The organism is Streptomyces sp. NBC_01296 (assembly GCF_035984415.1).
GTDB lineage: Bacteria > Actinomycetota > Actinomycetes > Streptomycetales > Streptomycetaceae > Streptomyces.
This window is the reverse complement of sequence record NZ_CP130720.1, coordinates 8,461,980-8,478,824: the sequence shown is the minus strand read 5'-3', so window position 1 is coordinate 8,478,824 and position 16,845 is coordinate 8,461,980. Positions and strand designations below refer to the sequence as shown.

Annotated in this window: 18 protein-coding genes and 3 pseudogenes; 10 read left to right on the top strand and 11 right to left on the bottom strand. The window is 70.4% G+C overall.

Annotated features, from left to right (window positions below; translation table 11 throughout):
• The first annotated feature begins 4 nt into the window (after positions 1-4).
• From OG299_RS38580 to OG299_RS38570, 3 genes and pseudogenes are all read left to right on the top strand, one after another.
• Entirely contained in the window at positions 5-769 is a 765-nt protein-coding gene (locus OG299_RS38580; protein WP_327364161.1) for an SAM-dependent methyltransferase, read from the top strand.
• 303 nt (positions 770-1,072) lie between these two features.
• Positions 1,073-1,609, top strand: coding sequence for a GNAT family N-acetyltransferase (locus OG299_RS38575; protein WP_327364160.1), 537 nt, complete (start codon positions 1,073-1,075; stop codon positions 1,607-1,609).
• A 289-nt stretch (positions 1,610-1,898) separates the two neighbouring features.
• Positions 1,899-2,617 (top strand): annotated as a pseudogene (locus OG299_RS38570) (dienelactone hydrolase family protein).
• A 267-nt stretch (positions 2,618-2,884) separates the two neighbouring features.
• On the opposite strand, the gene OG299_RS38565 reads toward OG299_RS38570, so the two are convergent.
• Complete coding sequence (locus OG299_RS38565; protein ID WP_327364159.1) at positions 2,885-3,199, bottom strand: hypothetical protein; 315 nt, start codon at positions 3,197-3,199, stop codon at positions 2,885-2,887.
• Between the two features lie 556 nt (positions 3,200-3,755).
• On the opposite strand from OG299_RS38565, the gene ppk2 reads away from it, so the two are divergent.
• A complete protein-coding gene (ppk2, locus tag OG299_RS38560; RefSeq protein ID WP_327364157.1) occupies positions 3,756-4,796 on the top strand; it encodes a polyphosphate kinase 2 in 1,041 nt (346 codons plus the stop codon).
• A gap of 401 nt (positions 4,797-5,197) precedes the next feature.
• On the opposite strand, the pseudogene OG299_RS42900 reads toward ppk2, so the two are convergent.
• Both OG299_RS42900 and OG299_RS42895 read right to left on the bottom strand, forming a co-directional pair.
• Positions 5,198-5,320: pseudogene (locus tag OG299_RS42900) on the bottom strand (cytochrome P450); the annotation flags it as partial.
• Positions 5,263-5,805: a cytochrome P450 family protein gene (locus OG299_RS42895; RefSeq protein ID WP_442817560.1), complete on the bottom strand. Its 543-nt coding sequence runs from the start codon at positions 5,803-5,805 to the stop codon at positions 5,263-5,265. The pseudogene OG299_RS42900 and the gene OG299_RS42895, both read right to left, overlap by 58 nt.
• 482 nt (positions 5,806-6,287) lie before the next feature.
• On the opposite strand from OG299_RS42895, the gene OG299_RS38550 reads away from it, so the two are divergent.
• On the top strand, positions 6,288-6,554 hold the full coding sequence (locus OG299_RS38550) for a protealysin inhibitor emfourin (protein ID WP_327364156.1): 267 nt from the start codon (positions 6,288-6,290) through the stop codon (positions 6,552-6,554).
• Between the two features lie 120 nt (positions 6,555-6,674).
• On the opposite strand, the gene OG299_RS38545 is transcribed toward OG299_RS38550, so the two are convergent.
• The 5 genes from OG299_RS38545 to OG299_RS38525 form a co-directional block, all read right to left on the bottom strand.
• The gene (locus OG299_RS38545; RefSeq protein WP_327364155.1) at positions 6,675-6,908 is read right to left on the bottom strand and encodes a DUF5133 domain-containing protein; all 234 of its coding nucleotides are present in this window, start codon (positions 6,906-6,908) and stop codon (positions 6,675-6,677) included.
• Between the two features lie 625 nt (positions 6,909-7,533).
• Positions 7,534-7,800 carry a DUF4235 domain-containing protein gene (locus tag OG299_RS38540; RefSeq protein WP_327364154.1) on the bottom strand — a complete coding sequence of 89 codons (267 nt, stop codon included), beginning with the start codon at positions 7,798-7,800 and terminating at the stop codon, positions 7,534-7,536.
• Positions 7,801-7,896: 96 nt separating this feature from the next.
• Positions 7,897-8,091, bottom strand: coding sequence for a hypothetical protein (locus OG299_RS38535; RefSeq protein ID WP_327364153.1), 195 nt, complete (start codon positions 8,089-8,091; stop codon positions 7,897-7,899).
• A gap of 53 nt (positions 8,092-8,144) precedes the next feature.
• Positions 8,145-8,513, bottom strand: coding sequence for a PRC-barrel domain-containing protein (locus tag OG299_RS38530; protein ID WP_327364152.1), 369 nt, complete (start codon positions 8,511-8,513; stop codon positions 8,145-8,147).
• 64 nt (positions 8,514-8,577) lie between these two features.
• The gene (locus OG299_RS38525; RefSeq protein WP_327364151.1) at positions 8,578-9,021 is read right to left on the bottom strand and encodes a hypothetical protein; all 444 of its coding nucleotides are present in this window, start codon (positions 9,019-9,021) and stop codon (positions 8,578-8,580) included.
• Between the two features lie 653 nt (positions 9,022-9,674).
• Here OG299_RS38525 and OG299_RS38520 point away from each other — a divergent pair.
• The 3 genes from OG299_RS38520 to OG299_RS38510 all read left to right on the top strand — a co-directional run bounded on the left by OG299_RS38520 (position 9,675) and on the right by OG299_RS38510 (position 13,599).
• Positions 9,675-9,845 carry a hypothetical protein gene (locus OG299_RS38520; protein WP_327364150.1) on the top strand — a complete coding sequence of 57 codons (171 nt, stop codon included), beginning with the start codon at positions 9,675-9,677 and terminating at the stop codon, positions 9,843-9,845.
• Positions 9,846-10,082: 237 nt separating this feature from the next.
• Positions 10,083-10,556: a hypothetical protein gene (locus tag OG299_RS38515; RefSeq protein WP_327364149.1), complete on the top strand. Its 474-nt coding sequence runs from the start codon at positions 10,083-10,085 to the stop codon at positions 10,554-10,556.
• Positions 10,557-10,728: 172 nt separating this feature from the next.
• Entirely contained in the window at positions 10,729-13,599 is a 2,871-nt protein-coding gene (locus OG299_RS38510; protein WP_327364148.1) for a helix-turn-helix transcriptional regulator, read from the top strand.
• Between the two features lie 22 nt (positions 13,600-13,621).
• Here the strand turns inward: OG299_RS38510 and OG299_RS38505 are convergent, their stop codons facing one another.
• Positions 13,622-14,944: a TolB family protein gene (locus OG299_RS38505; RefSeq protein WP_327364147.1), complete on the bottom strand. Its 1,323-nt coding sequence runs from the start codon at positions 14,942-14,944 to the stop codon at positions 13,622-13,624.
• A 221-nt stretch (positions 14,945-15,165) separates the two neighbouring features.
• Between OG299_RS38505 and OG299_RS38500 the strand changes: the two genes are divergently transcribed.
• The gene (locus tag OG299_RS38500; protein ID WP_327364146.1) at positions 15,166-15,432 is read left to right on the top strand and encodes a hypothetical protein; all 267 of its coding nucleotides are present in this window, start codon (positions 15,166-15,168) and stop codon (positions 15,430-15,432) included.
• Between the two features lie 27 nt (positions 15,433-15,459).
• Here OG299_RS38500 and OG299_RS42890 read toward each other — a convergent pair.
• Together OG299_RS42890 and OG299_RS38495 are read right to left on the bottom strand one after the other, a co-directional pair.
• Positions 15,460-15,624 (bottom strand): annotated as a pseudogene (locus tag OG299_RS42890) (IS630 family transposase); the annotation flags it as partial.
• A 63-nt stretch (positions 15,625-15,687) separates the two neighbouring features.
• Positions 15,688-15,999, bottom strand: a complete 312-nt coding sequence (locus OG299_RS38495; protein ID WP_327364145.1) for a hypothetical protein — start codon at positions 15,997-15,999, stop codon at positions 15,688-15,690.
• A gap of 285 nt (positions 16,000-16,284) precedes the next feature.
• Here OG299_RS38495 and OG299_RS38490 point away from each other — a divergent pair, with 285 nt between their 5' ends.
• Positions 16,285-16,680 carry a hypothetical protein gene (locus OG299_RS38490; RefSeq protein ID WP_327364144.1) on the top strand — a complete coding sequence of 132 codons (396 nt, stop codon included), beginning with the start codon at positions 16,285-16,287 and terminating at the stop codon, positions 16,678-16,680.
• The last annotated feature ends 165 nt before the right edge of the window (positions 16,681-16,845 follow it).

The window sequence follows — 16,845 nt, the reverse complement described above, 5'->3', positions numbered from 1 at the left end:
GGCCGTGACTGCTTTGAATGACCTTGTGCGGCCCGACCGTTACCCGCGCTCATCCCGTTACGACCCGGCCTGGCTCGTCGGCCTCGACATGGGCCCGAACCCGTTGTGGCTACTGGAGGACCTGGCCCGGGACCTCGATCTGCGCCCCGGGATGCGGGTCCTCGACCTCGGCTCCGGCAAGGGCGCCACGTCCGTCTTCCTCGCCCGGGAGTTCGGCGTGGATGTCGTCGCCGCCGACTGGTGGATACCCGCCGAGGACGCGGCCGCCGTCTTCGCCGAGGCGGGCGTAGGCGACCGAGTGTCAGCGGTGCAGGCTGAGGCGCACGCCCTGCCGTTCGAGCCGGAGAGCTTCGACGCGATCGTGAGCATCGACGCGTTCGAGTACTTCGGCACCGCCGACGGCTACCTGCCCTACCTGACCCGCTTCCTTCGCCCCGGCGGCCAGTTGGGTGTTGCCACCCCCGCCATGACCCGGGAGGTCCGCGACCTCGGCGTGATCCCGCCCCACATCAAGCGCGTGGTCGGCTGGGAGGCGATCGCCTGGCACACGGCGCAATGGTGGCGCTTCCAGTGGGAGATCACCGAACTGGTGGACGTCACTTCCGCGCGGCTCCAGGAGGACGCCTGGCGGGACTGGCTGCTGTGGGCGCGGGCGTGCGCCGAACTCCAGCCGGACGGCGACAGGACCAACCGGCCGGTGATCGACATGCTCACCGAGGACCGCGGGGAACACCTTTCCTTCGCCCTGGTGACCGCCCGCAAGCGGTGAGCGGGCGGTCAGCCGCCGGCTGGGCTCGACGCGCCGAGGTTTGGGGGCCCGATCCAAGGACGGGACGAGCGTGCGCAAGCCCGTCCGGCCATGGGCAGGCACCGACGTAACCCGGCCTGAGCCTGGGGCTCTGCGCCCGGTCTGGAACGGTCACCTCGGCGCGGCAAGCGCGTGAACACGGCTCTGGTACAGGGAGGTTGATGAATATGGCCGTCAGCGGCCTTCCTCGGCACACCCTCTTCCGGTCCGCGCGCTGGAGCGACGCAACGCGGTCCGGGTCGTTCCCATGACCAGGAGTCACACGTGCATTCCTCTTCTTCCGAGGACCTCTCCGAACTGACCACCGAGCGGCTCTGCCTGCGCACCTGGACCGCGTCCGAGGCCCGCGCCGTCCGCCACAGCGAAGGCAGCGTCCGGCGGGCCGACTGGGCCGAAGACTTCCCCTCCGAAGGCGACAGCGTCATCGCGGGCCTCCTCGACGACAACCCCGCCTGGCTCGGCAGCTTCGGCCACCGGCTGATCATCGAGCGGGACACCGGTATCGTCGTCGGCTCCATCGGCCTGTTCTGGCCGCCCTCCGAGGGGGCACTCGAACTCGGGTACGGCGTCGTCGCCTCCCGACGCGGCCGGGGCTACGCCACCGAGGCCACCCGGGCGCTCGCCGCCTTCGCCCTCACCGCGCCCGGCGTCCACACCGTGACCGCCGGCGTGGAACTGTCGAATCCGGCCTCCGTCCGCGTGCTGGAGAAGTCCGGCTTCGAGCGGTACGACACCACCCCGGCCGAAGACGCCGCAAGCGTGGCCCGCTTCGGAGCCACACAGCACAACCTTCGCCAGTAGACGGCCGGTGGGCCGGTGGCACCGCCGTCGGCCCACCGGCTTCGCCCCTCTCGCTCAACCCGCCATACCCCCCAGCCAGTTCAACGCCCGCCTCGGTCCCGCTCCTCACGTCCGCGTCGCGAAAAGCGCCGTTGTGGATGACGATCACTGTGATACCTTCGGCACCGCCGTAAACCACGTACGAGTCCGAGGAGGTGAGTCCGATCAACGCTGTGACCGGTCGGGGCTCCCTCTCACACAAGGCCTAGGGAGCGCCCGCACAAGGCACCCCGAAAGGCTCGAAACGCTGATGCGCTTCACTTCCCAGACGTCGTCGGACGGCGTCACCGAACAGTTCTTCACCCTCGACGAGATCCCCGGCGTGCTGTGGACGCCGGCGGGCCCCGTCCCCTGATCCTCCTGGGTCACGGCGGCGGGCAGCACAAGGCGGCCCCCGGCATCGTCTCCCGCGCCCGCCGCTACGCCGCGGAGGGGTTCGCGGTCGTCGCCATCGACGCGCCCTGTCACGGAGACCGGCCCAGGGGCGAGGAGTTCGAACGGATCCTGGCCGAGATGCGGACCGGCATGGCCGCGGGCGGAAATCCGGGCGCACTGGTCGCCGGCTTGCACGGCCATCTGGCCGGTCAGACCGTCGCGGATTGGCAGGCGGTGCTGACCGCGGTCCAGCGCCTCGACCAGGTCGGCACCGGCCCCGTGGGCTACTGCGGCATGTCCATGGGCTGCGGACTCGGCATCCCCCTCATCACCGCGGAACCACGCATCCGCGCCGCAGTGCTCGGCCTGCTGGGGGCGTACGGGCTGGCCGAGGACGCCGCGCGGGTCACCGTCCCCGTACAGTTCCTCGTCCAGTGGGACGACCAGATGGTCCCCCGTGACCAGAGCCTGGCCCTGTTCGACGCCCTCTCTTCGGCCGAGAAGACGCTGCACGCCAACCCCGGCAAGCACGGGGACGTGCCTTCCTTCGAACTGGACAGCTCACTGAATTTCTTCGCCCGGCACCTCACCTGACCTGACCCGGTTCGCCGGGCCGCGGCACGCGCCGAGGCCCGGCGGACCGCCCAGGGCAGGAGACCTGGACCATTGCGTCGCGTCGGGGCGCTGATGCGGCCGAGACGACCGACCGGGGACGATGATCGGGTTGAGGAATGGCGGGCGCTCGGGTTGTCCTCCGTGTGCGTACTGTCGACATCCGGAGACCAGCCGTGCTGTTCCTTCCGTGGATGCCTGCGGATGAGCGGTCGGGCAGCCCGGTACTGCTGCGGGCAGCCGGTTGGATCAGTCGGATTCACTCGCGAGCTGCAGGGCGAGCTCCTGCAGGATCTCCTGCGCAGACGTCCCCGACTCCGTCTCGTCGAATGCGTCCGCGACGGCCTCGAAGGCCAGCACGAAGCCGCTGATCAGGGCGCTGAGGGGCCCGGACAGCTGATCCAGCATGGCGAATCCGATCTCTGCTGCATCAGCTTCGGCAGGCACGAGGAACTCCGACGGCGTCACCTCACCGAGCAGCGAGGAGACGTAGTCGGTTCCGATACCGCTGCGCACACCCGTGAGGGCCGCGATGGCCTTGAGTTTGATCTCGTTCCCGGTCATCTCGCGAGCGTACGGCGGAGCTCGCCGGGAGGGTGGTTGACGTGCCGCGAGCCCCGACCGGGAGGTCGGGGCGCGGCCGCGCGGATGTCTCGAGCGTGCGTGACCGGGTAGGTGTACGGCAGACCTGCGGTCGGCGGCCGGAGCAGGGCTGCGCGAGCCTTGGAGCTCGACGAGCGGGAAAGAAGGAGGTGCGCCCATGGGTGGCGCGCGCGAAAACAGCGACAGGGCGGCGGTACGGCGGCCTCGGATGCAGCACGAAGGCGGCACCGCGGACGAGCACGGGCGGACGCCCGGAGTCCCCTCACGCACGGGCACCGGGGAACAGCCGCCTGCAGACGCGGAGCGGGTGGCCAGGGCCAACGAACACAGGACCAGGACCGCCCATGCACTCAAGCGGGATGAGATCGACCGGCCCGACCCGGAGCGCGACTGGCCTCAGTAGTGCCGCTCAGCGGCTCTCCGGACACCGCCGGAGCGACTGCGTCGGGCCTCCGCGTCCACCGGCGGTAGCCCACCGCTCGAGGCATCAAGACCGTGTGGCGGGTACACGCAGGACATGAACGAAGAACAGCGCGGCTCGCTGCCCGAGGCGGGGCTGCTCGCGGGTCTGAGCGTGGACGCGACACGGCCGGAGCAGCCGGTGTTGCTGGACGGATCCGGAGCGCCGATCCGGACCTGGCGCGAGAACTACCCCTACGACCGGAAGGTCCGGCGGTCGGAGTACGAGCGGACGAAGCGGATCCTGCAGATCGAACTGCTGAAGCTGCAGCGCTGGGTCAAGGACACCGGGGCCCGCGTGGTGGTGATCTGCGAGGGCAGGGACGCGGCGGGCAAAGGCGGCACCATCCAGCGTTTCACGGAACGGCTCAACCCCCGTGGCGCACGGATCGTCGCCCTGGACAAGCCGAGCGAGCGGGAAGCCGGCCAGTGGTACTTCCAGCGCTACATCGCGCACCTGCCCGATCGCGGGGAGATCGTCTTCTTCGACCGTTCCTGGTACAACCGCGCCGGCGTAGAGAAGGTCATGGGATTCTGCACCGTGGTCGAGTACCAGCGATTCCTCCGCCAGTGTCCGGCCTTCGAAGCGATGCTCGTCGAGGACGGCATCCTGCTGATCAAGTTCTGGTTCTCGGTCTCCCGCGCCGAACAGCGCACCCGCTTCGCGATCCGCCAGGTCGACCCCGTACGCCAGTGGAAGCTCTCATCCACCGATGTGGCGTCCCTGGACCGTTGGGACGCCTACACCACCGCCAAGATCGAGATGTTTCGCGCCACCGACACCGCCCACGCACCCTGGACCGTGGTCAAGACCAACGACAAACGGCGCGGGAGGCTGGAGGCGATGCGCAGCCTGCTGTGGCGTCTGGACTACACCAGCAAGGACGAGGCGGCCGTCGGCAGGCCCGACCCGCTGATCGTCGGCGCCGCCGACACCCTCCTCGAAACGGGCGAGGAACCGGCAGACCTCTCACCCACACCCCTGGGAGGCCCGCCCACCGGCCCCGGCCACCACCCCGGCCCGCGAATGCCCCCCGCCGGGATGCGTACGGCTGATCGCCCCGCGGACGGGCAGGGGCGGACTCGGGATTCCGACTGACCGTTGCAGGCACGCACGAGAAGGCGGTGTGCCGGTGGATCGGACGGCCGCTCCGACCTCGAGCCGGCTGCGCCGCGGTGTTCGTGGTTGCCCCTGGCCAGTCGCCCCACTCGCCAACCCAATGCACCAGACCGGGCTGTGGTGAGGACGAATCCGCTGCGCGGGCGGGTGGGGACCCGGGACAGTGGAATCGACAGGTCCTGTTCGGGGACGTCGAAGTCGAGGGCGGCGAGTTCCGCTGCGAACGTGGCCAGCACGGCGACGGTGACGTCCTCGCCGGGGCAGCGGTGACCTCGAGCGGGGTCCCCGCCGCCTTGCGGGATGAGCTCGTCGGCGCCGGGTTCTCGTCCGGCGAAGCGCTGCGGATCGAAGCGGTACGGGGCGTCCCACAGTTCGGGGTCATGGTTGTGCCCGTACAGGTCGAGCAGGACCAGGGTGTCCTTCGCGATGGCCTCGCCCTGCCAGGTCAGGTCGGTCGCGGCCAAGCCGCCGACGAACGGGGCGAAGGGATAGAAGCGCCGCACCTCGTGGGCGATCGCCTGCGCGTACTGCCCTTCGGTGTCCTTGCGGAGCAGCTCCCGGCCATGGCCGTGCAGTCCTCGGCCATCAGCCGGGCGGCCCCGTCGGAGAGCCGGAGACCCGTCCACGCGCAGATGGAGCGGGCCAGGAGCCGCGCGGTCTCGTCGAACAGCACGCCGCGCCGGCCACCGCCCCAGTCGGTGACCGCCTCCGACCATTGAAGGGCCACGTGCTCGGCCGGCGCGGCCACTCCGGCTTCGTCCTCGAGGAGCGCGAGGAACATGGCCTTGCGGGCGCGGTGGGCATCCCCGTCCAGGGTGTGCACGGCGCCTTGCCCGAAGAGTGTGTCGAGCACGGGCTCGGGAAGGGCGGAGGTCCGCCGGATGTGCCGCTCGTCGTAGAAGAAACCGACGGCTGCCGGCCCGCGCAGCGCGATCGTCGGCCGGCCGAGCAGCCTGGTCCGGACCGGCCGGCCGTGCGTGGCACGCATCCGATCGGGCAGCCAAGCGTAGCCGCGGGCCAGGAGAGGCACGGTGCTGTCGGTCCAGGGGGCGAGGGGCGTCGCCGCACATCCGAATCCGCAGCGGCGCCGGGGCGAGGCCCACGGACCGTCCGCCCTCCGTACGGAGTCGGCGGCGCGCACGGGTCGGCCGTCCGACCGCAGGGCCTGCGTGAGGGCCTTCCTCTGGGTGGCCACGCGGCCTACCGGCAGGCCGTGGGGGCACACCCCGCGACCTCGACACGCCGCGGGCAGCTTCGCCGACGCAGGCCGGCCGCGCACCCGGAGGGCAGGGTGTGCGCCCGGACCCCGGCGGTCCGGGTGCAGCGACTTTCGGACATCTTGCTTCGATGCCGTGCGCAGAGGCACATGTGGGGCTTTCGGGGGCAGGCGAGAGGGTGCCCATCCCGTGCGCCGCTTGAACCGGCCGGCCCGGCCGGCCGCACGCGGCGCTCGATCAAGGAGGTTTTGCGATGCTGATCACCGTCACCCGTACCGGCGGGTTCGCAGGCAGGGAACGGACCGCTTCCCTCGACACGGAGTACCGAAGCGACGGCGCCGAGCTTGAGCGCCTGGCCGAGCGAGCCCTGAGCGGTGAGTGCCCCGCGGACCGGGAGCCCGTGCCGGACGGGTTCAGCTACGTCGTCCACGTCGACGGCAAGCTGGTGGAGTTACGGGATCCGTACCTCACCGAGGAACAACGGCAGCTGATTTCCACCGTTCTGGGCGAGGGCGCCTGACCGTCCCACCCGCCCGGCCGCGCCTCCCCGCGCAGCGGCCCGACGGGGTGCCGTACCGGGCCCGAGTGAGCCCGGTACGGCACCGCCGGTGCCGGATGCCGTCCGAGTCGGGGCGGGCCGTCAGACCACCGCCGCCGGGCCGTCCGCGACAGTGAGCCAGGCGGCGCCCATCCGTTCCCGGGCCGAGGCCAGCGCGGCATCGATGTCGCGTGTCCCGGTCGACACGCACAGCGTGTAGACCACGTCCTCCAGCCGCTGCCGCAGCAGTTCCCGACGGCCTCCGACCTGAGGCTGCGACACCATCTCGTACTCCTCCACCAGACGTGCCAGCACCGCAGGGTGAGCCATCAGCACGATCTCGCTCCTTCACACGTCGCCTTCGCGGGGCGGGGACGCCGCCTGCGCCTCAAGTGCCCTCGGCCGGGCGTCCCATGCGCCCCACGCGTCGTACTGGCCGATAGTGTGCGGTGGTTGTTGCGGTGAGCCGCCGCTGCTGCTGCCGGCCAGGCGCCCGCGCCGATCAGCACACCCCGCCCCGCGATCAGCGCTTGCTCGGCGGCGGTATCGGCGTTGTCGAGCGCGATCGGTCCGGCGCTCCGCCGGGCGGGTGTCCACGGCCATGGTGACCCCCATCCTGCGCAGCGCGGACTGTGCAAGGTCTGCGTGTATGTGGGCCTCCGCGCCGCTGACGAGGGTGACCTCGAGGTAGCACCCAGATCCGGCGGAAGGGCAAAGCACTGCCCTTCGGGTACACCACGCCGTACAGGCAGGCACGAGTATGCGCACGTGCGAACCACTCGCCTCAGCCTCGGGGCGATCGGGCTGGTGGCGGCGCGGATCGCGCTGCACCGCGGTGGCTGGTCGTCAGGTGACGGACGCCAGAGGCACCGACTCCGTCATCGAAGGCGACGGACGACGCCATGATCGAGGCCCCTCTTCCGCCATGAGGCCATGCAGTGGGCGGCAGGGCCCCGGCGGCTCAGGCCGGCCAGGTGCCCGACACGCGCCGTACGGCAACTGCCCCGGACCTCTGGACGGCTGCTTTGACCAGGGCGAAGATCGCGCCCTGAATTGCGGCGGCGATCAGTATCTCGCGCCACGGCCGATCCTCGTCCGTGGCGTTCGGGGCCTCGTCCTCGTGCCCCGCGAGTTTCCAGACCTCGTTGAAGATCGCCCCGGCCAGCAGGCCGGCGCCGGCCCCGAGAGCCAACCCGACCGGCTTGTAGGCGACTTTCGATGCCTTCATGGCACGCCTCCTCGTTCCGTCACTCCGCGGCCCGACGCGGCTCCCCGAGGCCTGACCGTCGAGGAGCCGCCCTGCGGGAGCCTGCCGCTGCCGGGGTCAGTCCCCGGAACCGGCCCGCTTGCCCGCCCGGCCTTGGGCTTCGGGACTCGCTGTCAGCGCGTCTCCCGCCTCACGGTCGTGACCGCCCGGAATGACTGCCTCTTCGGCCTCCTTGCGGGCTTCGCGGTCGCCGCTCTCCCCCGGCGCCTTCGAGGGCGGGGTCGTCGGCTTGTGCTTCTTGTGCTCAGTCACCGTGGATGCTCCCAGCGTCGCGCACGGTGCCGTCGCCACAACGGCGCGCCGGATCAGACGAGGCGGCCGCCGAACGGCCCGCCGATGCCGTAGTACGTGCCGATTTCCGCGCGGTAGGCCTCGTCCTGTAGGTGCTTCTCGCGGTGGAACTCGGGGGCGTTCTTGATCTGTTCCTTCGTCCGGTCGACGTAGATCGTCTCGTCGTCCACGTCGATACGGGATACCGTGCCGGCCGGGAGGAGGACCTCCTTGCCGAAGATCCACGGACCGGTGTCCACCACGATGTACGCAGACCCGGCCTCATCGGAGTGCTTGTCCACCTTGCCGATACCGCCGTCGACGGCCTCGACCTTGAATCCCGTCAGGTCGACGCCCTGCAGACGGCCCGAGGTCTCGCGGTAGCCCCACACGTTCTCCGTCATGAAAATGCCTCCATGGTGGTTGGGTCGGCCTCTCGTACAGCGCGCCTGCCCCTCGCCCGCGGTCTCACACCCGGCGATCCGGATTCCGTGAATCCGCGGGAAGAAGACGCGGCCGCAGGTTCAAGGGCGCCCTCGTACCGGCGCGCACTCCCGGCCGACGGCCAGTCCCCGCTCGCAGGGCCGGATGGGGGAGCAGCGCGATATCGAGTGCGGAGTGGAGCGGGACGACGGTGACGCCGGCGTGGGACTTGTAGTCGATGGCCACCGTGTCCACCGGGGCGACGAACCCGAGCCTGGCCACCTGATCCCAATCCGTCCTGCGCACGCCCAGGCGCCGGGTGGCCTGGTCCGGGCCGAGGGGGACGTGCCGGTCGAGGAGGGCCGGCAGGTCCCGGCGGCGCGCGAGGGCGGCCACCTGGTCCGGGTGAACGTCAGGGAAGGTGGCGTCACCGGCGAGGCGGACCAGGAGGCCGGCCCGGGCCAGGTGGCCGACCGCGGACGCGGTCACCCGCGGCCGGCACCGCGGACGCGGTCACCCGCGGCCGGCACCGCGGGAGCGGCTCCCCCAGGGCCTGCGTCAGCCGGTCCGCCGCCACCCCGGCACCGATCGGGCCCCGTAACGCGGCCCGCACCTGCTCCGGGTCGACGGCCTCCACCACCACCCGCGACCACCACCCCGGACCGGCATCCGTCGGCGGGACCAAGCCCCTCTCGGCCGGTGCGCCGCAGGGGTGGTCCGATCGGATTGGGGCCGATCGGACCGCCGTTTCCACGACGGGGTTCCGCTCAGATGGTCCGGTCGAAGCAGGCGGCGACCCGGTCGAGCGTGGGCGCGTCCTCGGGTAGCCCACGCCCTCGCCTGGCCGGCAGCCTGCGCCACGCCCAGGACTACATTCACCAGGTGGAGGGGGAGCTCGCCCAGCAGCGCGAGCAGGCCCGCCAGCTGCAACAGGAAGTCGGCGTCCTGCGCGAGCAGAACCGCCGCCTCGTCGAGGAGCAACAGCTCGTTCCCGAGGCGTCACCGCAGGACGCGAGCTTCGAGGCACCCTCGCGGCCCACCGCACCCGGATCGCCGAAGCGGAGGAAAGCAGGTGGACCGGCACACCACCGGAACGGCAAGGACCGAGGGAACGGCCAGTGCGCCCTCTCACCCGGAGGCCAGTGCGGCCCGCTCCAGGCACCCTGCCCGCGTACACGCCCGTCCGCGACACCCTTACGGTTCTCCTGCTGACGGCCGCCATCTACGAGGTGGGACTGGCGTACAAGACCAGCCGGTGCTTCGCGCCGGCGCCGACGGCCCTCTTCCTCCGCCTGGACACCAGTCCTGCCTGATGCCGTTCGTGCCACAACGGACCTAACTCGGCAACGAGTTCGGCGATCACATCGGGCGACAAGCCCGTGATCCTCCGGTCGCTGATGATCGCTGCACGCGTCGCGCTCCCCACCACGCAACCATGATCGACGATCTCGGAACCGACGTCTCGCTGCCACCCACGCACGAGCTCGTTAGGAGCTTGATTCGATTGGCGCGTGGGCTGTTGGCGGCGGCCCAGTCCCTAGGATCGCTGCATGGACGAGTACCGACAGTTGATGCAACAGCTTGAGGCGGCATGGACGATGCTGAACAGCGCGGACGCGCGCCAGCGTGAGCTGTGGGCTGACAACCTGGGCGATCTGCTGGAGTCGGCCTACTTGCGACACGCTGACGCCGAGCGAGTCGTCGGATGGCTTGTTCAGCTGGCGGTGACCGACGGGGACTACGCACTGCGGGAGTCCGCCTTGCACGCTGTGGCGGCGGCGGCAGTTCCCTACGAACTCCCCTACGAGGTGCTCGAATCGCTGGCGACGCACATCTATGCTTTTGAACCTCTGCTGTTGGAGTACGTCCTGTTCAGCCTGTCGGCGACGCATGACGAGCGTGCCCGACGCCCGATTGAGACCTTCCTCGCCCACCCTGACCCCGACGTGCGCAGGGACGCAGAACTTGCGATGTCAGAGCTCGGCGGCACCAGAAGCTGGTCGGCCTCCCCTTCAGCCCTCTGAGCGCACCGGCGGTAGCAGATCAACCACCGGCGATGCCGACGAAGGCAAGGAAGTGCTCGGCCTTGCATTCTTATCGGCGGGTGTAAGCGGCGGCACCCATTCAGGCCAGCCGAGGGCGCGTGAGCGTCGATACCATCGCCTGATCGCGTACGGAAAGTGAGTCGACGCCAGCATGACTGACGAAGCAAATGGGGAGCCTGTCGGCAGATTTCTCGGCCGGGCGCGAGAAGTCGCGATCCTGCGTGCGCTGCTGGCGGGCGAAGGTGGCACCTGGTGCGTCGCGGTCACCGGCGAACCGGGGATCGGCAAGAGTCGGCTGCTGACGGAGCTGGGGAAGCTCGCGGACACAGCAGGATGGACGGTACGCAGCGCACGCGCGGCGGAGTTCGAGACCCACATCCCGTTCGGTGTGTTCGTCACCGCACTCGACGACCAGCTCGCCGAGCTGGGCCCGGAGCGTCTCGCTTCCCTCGGGCAACAGCAGGTCGCACTTCTCGCGACCGTGTTCCCGGCGATTCCCGCCGCCGGTCCCGCCGACCTGGTCGACGCGGAGCGGTACCGGCTGCACCGGGCGGTTCGGGCGTTGCTGGAGCTGGTCGCCGAGCCGTCCGGGCTGGTGCTCGTCTTCGACGATCTGCATTGGGCGGACGAGGGTTCGGTCGAGCTGCTCGACCATCTTCTGCGCCACCCGCCCCAGGCGCGGGTGGTCCTGGCATTGGCGGGCAGGCCCCGGCAGACGTCGCTGCGACTGTGGCACGCACTGTCCCGCGCCGCGACCGACGGGGTGGCCGAGCTGCTGGAACTCGCGCCGCTGAGCCAAGCCGATGCCGGCCACGTCATGCCGGAAGGTCTGAGCCGTTCCCGGCGGGAAGAGCTTTACCGGGCCAGTGGCGGAAACCCGTTCTACCTGGAAGCCCTGGTACGGGCCGGTGAGCGGGGTATAGCCGTCGGTGATGCGGCGCTCCACCCCGACGGGGCGATCCCGGTGGCGGTCCACGCAGTGCTCGCCGCCGAGTTGGCCGCGTTGACCCCGCAAGAGCGGGTCGTCGCGCATGCCGCCGCGGTCGTGGGTGACGACTTCGAGGCTGATTCGCTCGCCGAAACGGCAGCAATGGACGCCGGGTCCGTGCTCGCCGCGCTCGACCGGCTCGCCGATCGTGACCTGGTGCGGCTGGACGGCGCGACCCGCCGGTTCCGGTACCGGCATCCGCTGGTGCGCAGCGTCGCATACCAGGACGCCGGCCCTGGCTGGCGGCTTCAGGCACACGGCCGGGCCGCGTCGGCACTCCGGAGCCGGGGCGCGCCGCCGGCCGAGTTCGCCCGGCACGTGGAGCGATCCGCCGTCCGCGGTGACCTCGAGGCGGTTGCGACGCTCACCGAGGCGGCCGAGGCGACGATGCACACCACGCCGGCGACCGCCGGGCACTTCCTGCGGGCGGCCATCCGGTTGCTCCCCGACTCGGAGTCGGCCACGCCGCAGCGCCTCATCCTGCTCGGCCGGCTGGCACACGTACTCGGCGCCACGGGCGACCTGCGGCAGGCCAGGGACACCATGCAGGAGGTGCTGCGTCTCCTGCCTGCCGAACTCACCCAGATCCGGGCACAGACGGCGCGGGCCTGCGCGACGGTGGAGCAGATTCTCGGGCGCTACACCGAGGCCAGGGCGATGCTGCACAGCGAGTGGAAACGTGTCGAAGATGTTGACGCCCACTCGGCGGCCTTCCTCCTCGTCGCGCTCGTTGCCGGTGAAAGTGTGGAGCGCGAAAACGGACAGGACCGGGTGGCCGAGGCGATCGCCGCCGCGCGGGAAGTCGGGGATCCGATGCTGCTGGTGACGGCTTTGTCGGCCGCCACCCTCATCGACCGGCGGGCGGACCGGCTGGACGAGGCGGCCGCACTCCTCGACGCGCTGCCCGACACCGATCTGGTCCACGACATCGATGCGGCGTTCTGGCTGAGCTGGTCGGAAGTCTCCGCCGACCGGCTCACGGCGGCGAGCCGACACATGAGCCGTGGCCTGCAACTGGCACGCGCGAGCAGGCAGTCACACAAGATCGCGCTGCTGACCGCGATACGCGGCATGGTGCACGCCTACCTCGGCGAGCTGGAGGCGGCGACGACCTGCTTCGACGACAGCCTGGAGTCGGCGGAACTGACCGGCAGCGAGGAGCTGCGCGTCATGGCGTTGACCTTCGGGTGCTGGATCACCACCTGGCGCGGCGACCTGGCCGAGGCGCTCCGCCTGGGTAAGGAGGCCATCGTCGTCGACAACCAGGCGACGGCCACGAGTTCCTGGCGCAGTGGCCAGGCCGAGGCGATGCTGGCGCAGGCGATGTTGCACGCGGGTGATCCGCACGCCTGCATCGAGCTGCTGCTCACCAGTGGCGGCGGTGCCGAGCTGCCCGCGGTGGGCCTGCGGACCAGGCCGTTGGTGTACCTGATGCTCACGGAGGCGGAGGCCGTGGCCGGCCGGGTCGCCGCGGCCGCGGAATGGGCCGACCGAGCGGAGGACGCAGCCGGTCGGCTCAATCTTCCGCTGCGCACCGCCATGGCACAGCAGGCCCGCGCGATCGCCACGCTGCCGACGGATCCGGCGGCAGCCGCACCGCTCGCCGTCGCCGCTGCCGGAACGTTCGGCCGGATCGGGGCGGCCGTGGAGGCCGGGCGGGCGCACTTGCTCGCCGCGACGGCGTTCGGCGGCAGCGGGGCGATGGAACAGGCCCGTACGCACCTCGTGTCCGCCCGCGCATTGTTCACGCGGTGCGACGCGCAACTGTTCCTGCCGCAGGTCGCGCGCGAGGAGCGGCGCCTGAACGCGCGCGGCCCCCGGCCCGAAAGCGGCGCCGAGCGGTTCGACTTGACCGCCCGTGAGGTCGAGATAGTCAACCTGGTCTCGGACGGCCTGACCAACCGGGACATCGGCCAACGGCTGCACTTGAGTCCCAAGACCATCGAAGTCCACCTGGGCCGGGTCTACGCGAAGGTCGGCGTCTCCGGTCGTGCTGCTCTGGCCGGTGTGTGGGCCGCCGCGGCGCGCGATTGAGGGCGCCGCAGCGGCCGACAACTCAGTTGCCGAGGTCGCGTACGTACAGGTTGAACTCCCGGCTGGTGCCGTCACCGCCCAGGTTCGTCGCGCTGGTCGTGAAAGCGACGTGGTGGCCGTCGGCCGAAATCGAGGGGCTGTAGCCGTACCCATCGCTCTGCGAGCCGTCATTGGCGACGCTGACCCTGGTCGTGGTGGCGGTCACCCGGTCTCGCACGAACACGTCCCAGCGTGAGTTGGTGTCGCCGCTCACCAGCTTGTCCTCGCCGGACACGAACGCGATGTAGCGGCCGTCGGCAGAGAGCGTCGTCCGCTCCTGACCGGGGGTTCCGCTGTCGCTCAGGCCATTGGGGCCGAGGTTCACCTGCGTCGTCGTCCGGGTAACCCGGTCGTACAGGAAGATGTCGGTGTCGAACCGACCGCCGGTGTCGCCCGCCACCAGATTCGACGCCGTGGATTCGAACGCGACGTAGCGGCCGTCGCCCGAGATGGTCGCCGTGCGACTGGCGGAATTGCCTTCGTTGCCGTCGGGACCGACGCTGATCCGGTCGGTGTACCCGGTCAGCTGATCGTGCACAAACACGTCGTCCGCGTGATTGTTGTCGGGGAACAGGGACAGCGTCTTCGCCCCGGAAGAGAACGAGACGTAGCGCCCGTCTGCCGAAATCGACGGCAGTTGGCTGATGCCGTCGCCCTGGCGACCGTTCGAATCGACGCTGACCCTGGTGGTCTCACCGGTCTGCCGGTCGCGCACGAAGACGTCGTGGATGTCGTTGGTGTCGCCGGACACCAGGTTCGACGCGGGAGAGTCGAACGCGACGAACCGGCCGTCGGCGGAGATCGACGGATGGAAACTCTCGCTGTCGCTCTGCTCGTCGTGGCTTCCGACGCTGGCCCTGGTCGTCTCACCGGTCTGCAGGTCGTGCACGAAAATGTCGCGGTAGCGGTTGGTGTCACCGGCCACCAGGTTCGTCGCGGAGGACTCGAACGCGACGTAGCGCCCGTCGGCGGAGATCGACGGATTCCGGCTCACGTTGTTGGCCTGGTTGCCTGCGGAGTCGACGCTGACCCTGGTGATGACGCCGGTCTGCCGGTCGCGCACGAACACGTCGTCCGCTCGGTTGGTGTCGCCGGCCACCAAATCCCTTGCAGGCGAGGCGAACGCCACGTAGCGGCCGTCGGCGGAGATCGACGGCCCGCCGGCGGAGTTGCTGATCGGTGCCGTGCCTGCCGGCCTCGGTTCGGCATCCGTGGCATGCGCGACGCCGACCGGTAGCAGCGCCGCGACGATTCCCGACGCGAGCACTGCGCGCCTTGTGTTGCGGATTTCGGAGTGACGTCTCATGGTTGTCCTTCTGTTCGGTTCGCCGCCACGGCAGCGTGTTGCCCGGATCAGCGTTCCGTATCGGACCGGCCGAAGCATGAGGGAACCCCCTACACCTTCGGCGTCGCGTTCTGCGCGCTGCGCATGTGGACCTTGCACGGTGCATTTCAGCGCGACATCTCCGATCCGGCTTCGTAGGCCCGGACACCAAGGAGATCCCCGTCCCCGGGCCCACCGTGACCGTGACGGCCACCGTGCCGGGCCCCACCGTCACTGTGACGGCCTCTGCCGCCTCCGCGGCCCCGGTGGCACCGAGTACTCCGCAGGCCGCACCGACGCCGACCGAGGCCCCGAAGGCGCCCCCGGCCGCCCCCACGACCGGCACCCTGCCGAACTTCGTCGGCCAGCAGCTCCAGGCCGCCCAGGACGGCGCGCAGGCCGCCGGGTTCTACCTTCTGGACTCCACCGACGCGACCGGCGCCGGAGGACCAGCCAAACCGTTTCAGTAGCCGCCACACCGACGCCACCGACAACGTCAGGCGCAGGCGGCGGATCACCGTCTGGACCCTGACAAGAGTCCACCGCTCATCCTCGAATCCGTGTGCTGACGGGCCTTTGCCGAGTTCCTCCTCGAGCACGGCAAACTGGGCGTCGTTGACGGTCGGGGAGTTGGCCGGGCCCGCCGAGCGCACGGCCTGCATGCCGCCCTCTCGCCCGGCGCGGCGCCAGCGTTCCACCGACCGCACACTCACCCGCATATCCGGTCATGGGTAGTAGCTGAGGATCACCAGCAGGGCCGTGCATTCCGCGAGGAGCTGGCCGCCGAGCGCCGCCTGCCGCACCCGCCGGACGGGAGCGGCCAGGGCGACGACGAATGCCAAGGCGCCGAGGCCCACACTCCAGCCGAACAGCCACCCGGGAAGTCCCCTGGTGCACTCCACCCCATAGGTCACACAGCCCGACACCTGCACAGAGGACAGGAGCAGCATGACGGCCGCCAGAACCGCCGGCACGAACAAGGCGGCGGACAGGCCCGCGCAGAGGCGGGAGCGGTCCTTTCCTCCGTCTGTTCGCACCGGGGACGTCGCAGAGGGAGCAGTTGCGTTCATGCCCCTATCCAACGCGTTCAGCAGAGCCGGGGTAGCCGTCCGGGTACTCACTTCGCGAGTGTGTGCCGTACTCAGATCGCGGGCGCCGCACGGCTTCGTGTGGCTTTGCTCACGCGACTTCGGGAGGCACCGCCGTCCGGCACTGTTCGATAGCGGCAGCCGCCATTGCGCTTCAACCCCTGCGCCGCGCCGGCCGTTGCCGCCCTCCATGCCATCGAACATGGTTGCGGGAGCCCGTGCGATCCTGCATGGATGAACCATCTCGGCGACGCGCACCTGCACACCTGGACGCTGCGCTTCATGGCCCTCCTGGCAGCCGACGCCCAGGATCAACTTGCCTGGCTGGGGAAGCGTGAGCTGGAAACGAAGGACGTCGTCGAGGAGGCGGAGCTCCTCTGCCGCGTCTCCGAAGGACTGGCGGAGCGCGGAGCCTTCGAACCCAAGGATCTCCGTGATCTTCGGGCCGTCGGCTGTCGCCTCGGCGAGATCGATGCCACCAGCCGCGTCGGCCTCTGGGACAACGCCCTGGCCACAGACTCGTCGTGGGACGACATACGCTCTCTCGCCCGCCAGTTTCTCCTCACGAGGCTGGGCGACTGGCATCAGCCACTGCCACGTCCCGTGCGCACACACGCGGGCGACCACTGAGCCATCCAGGCCGCCTGTGCGACTCTGACGCAGTCGGCGCCGCGGGAACATCGCAACTACGTTCAAATGCACGTCGACAGGTAGGCCGCCGCACGCCAGACCTCGGCAGCTGCCTCTCGGGGCGACGCTCAAGCAGCGTCACGTGGAGTCGCGTGCCCACAGCCC

What these genes read in the sequence shown, in the direction of transcription:
- OG299_RS38510 (WP_327364148.1), top strand. Translation starts at nt 10,729, where the DNA reads ATGACTGACGAAGCAAATGGGGAGCCTGTCGGCAGATTTCTCGGCCGG.
- ppk2 (WP_327364157.1), top strand. Translation starts at nt 3,756, where the DNA reads ATGAACGAAGAACAGCGCGGCTCGCTGCCCGAGGCGGGGCTGCTCGCG.
- OG299_RS38565 (WP_327364159.1), bottom strand. Translation starts at nt 3,199, where the DNA reads ATGACCGGGAACGAGATCAAACTCAAGGCCATCGCGGCCCTCACGGGT.
- OG299_RS38550 (WP_327364156.1), top strand. Translation starts at nt 6,288, where the DNA reads ATGCTGATCACCGTCACCCGTACCGGCGGGTTCGCAGGCAGGGAACGG.
- OG299_RS38540 (WP_327364154.1), bottom strand. Translation starts at nt 7,800, where the DNA reads ATGAAGGCATCGAAAGTCGCCTACAAGCCGGTCGGGTTGGCTCTCGGG.
- OG299_RS38505 (WP_327364147.1), bottom strand. Translation starts at nt 14,944, where the DNA reads ATGAGACGTCACTCCGAAATCCGCAACACAAGGCGCGCAGTGCTCGCG.
- OG299_RS38490 (WP_327364144.1), top strand. Translation starts at nt 16,285, where the DNA reads ATGAACCATCTCGGCGACGCGCACCTGCACACCTGGACGCTGCGCTTC.
- OG299_RS38530 (WP_327364152.1), bottom strand. Translation starts at nt 8,513, where the DNA reads ATGACGGAGAACGTGTGGGGCTACCGCGAGACCTCGGGCCGTCTGCAG.
- OG299_RS42895 (WP_442817560.1), bottom strand. Translation starts at nt 5,805, where the DNA reads ATGCGTGCCACGCACGGCCGGCCGGTCCGGACCAGGCTGCTCGGCCGG.
- OG299_RS38515 (WP_327364149.1), top strand. Translation starts at nt 10,083, where the DNA reads ATGGACGAGTACCGACAGTTGATGCAACAGCTTGAGGCGGCATGGACG.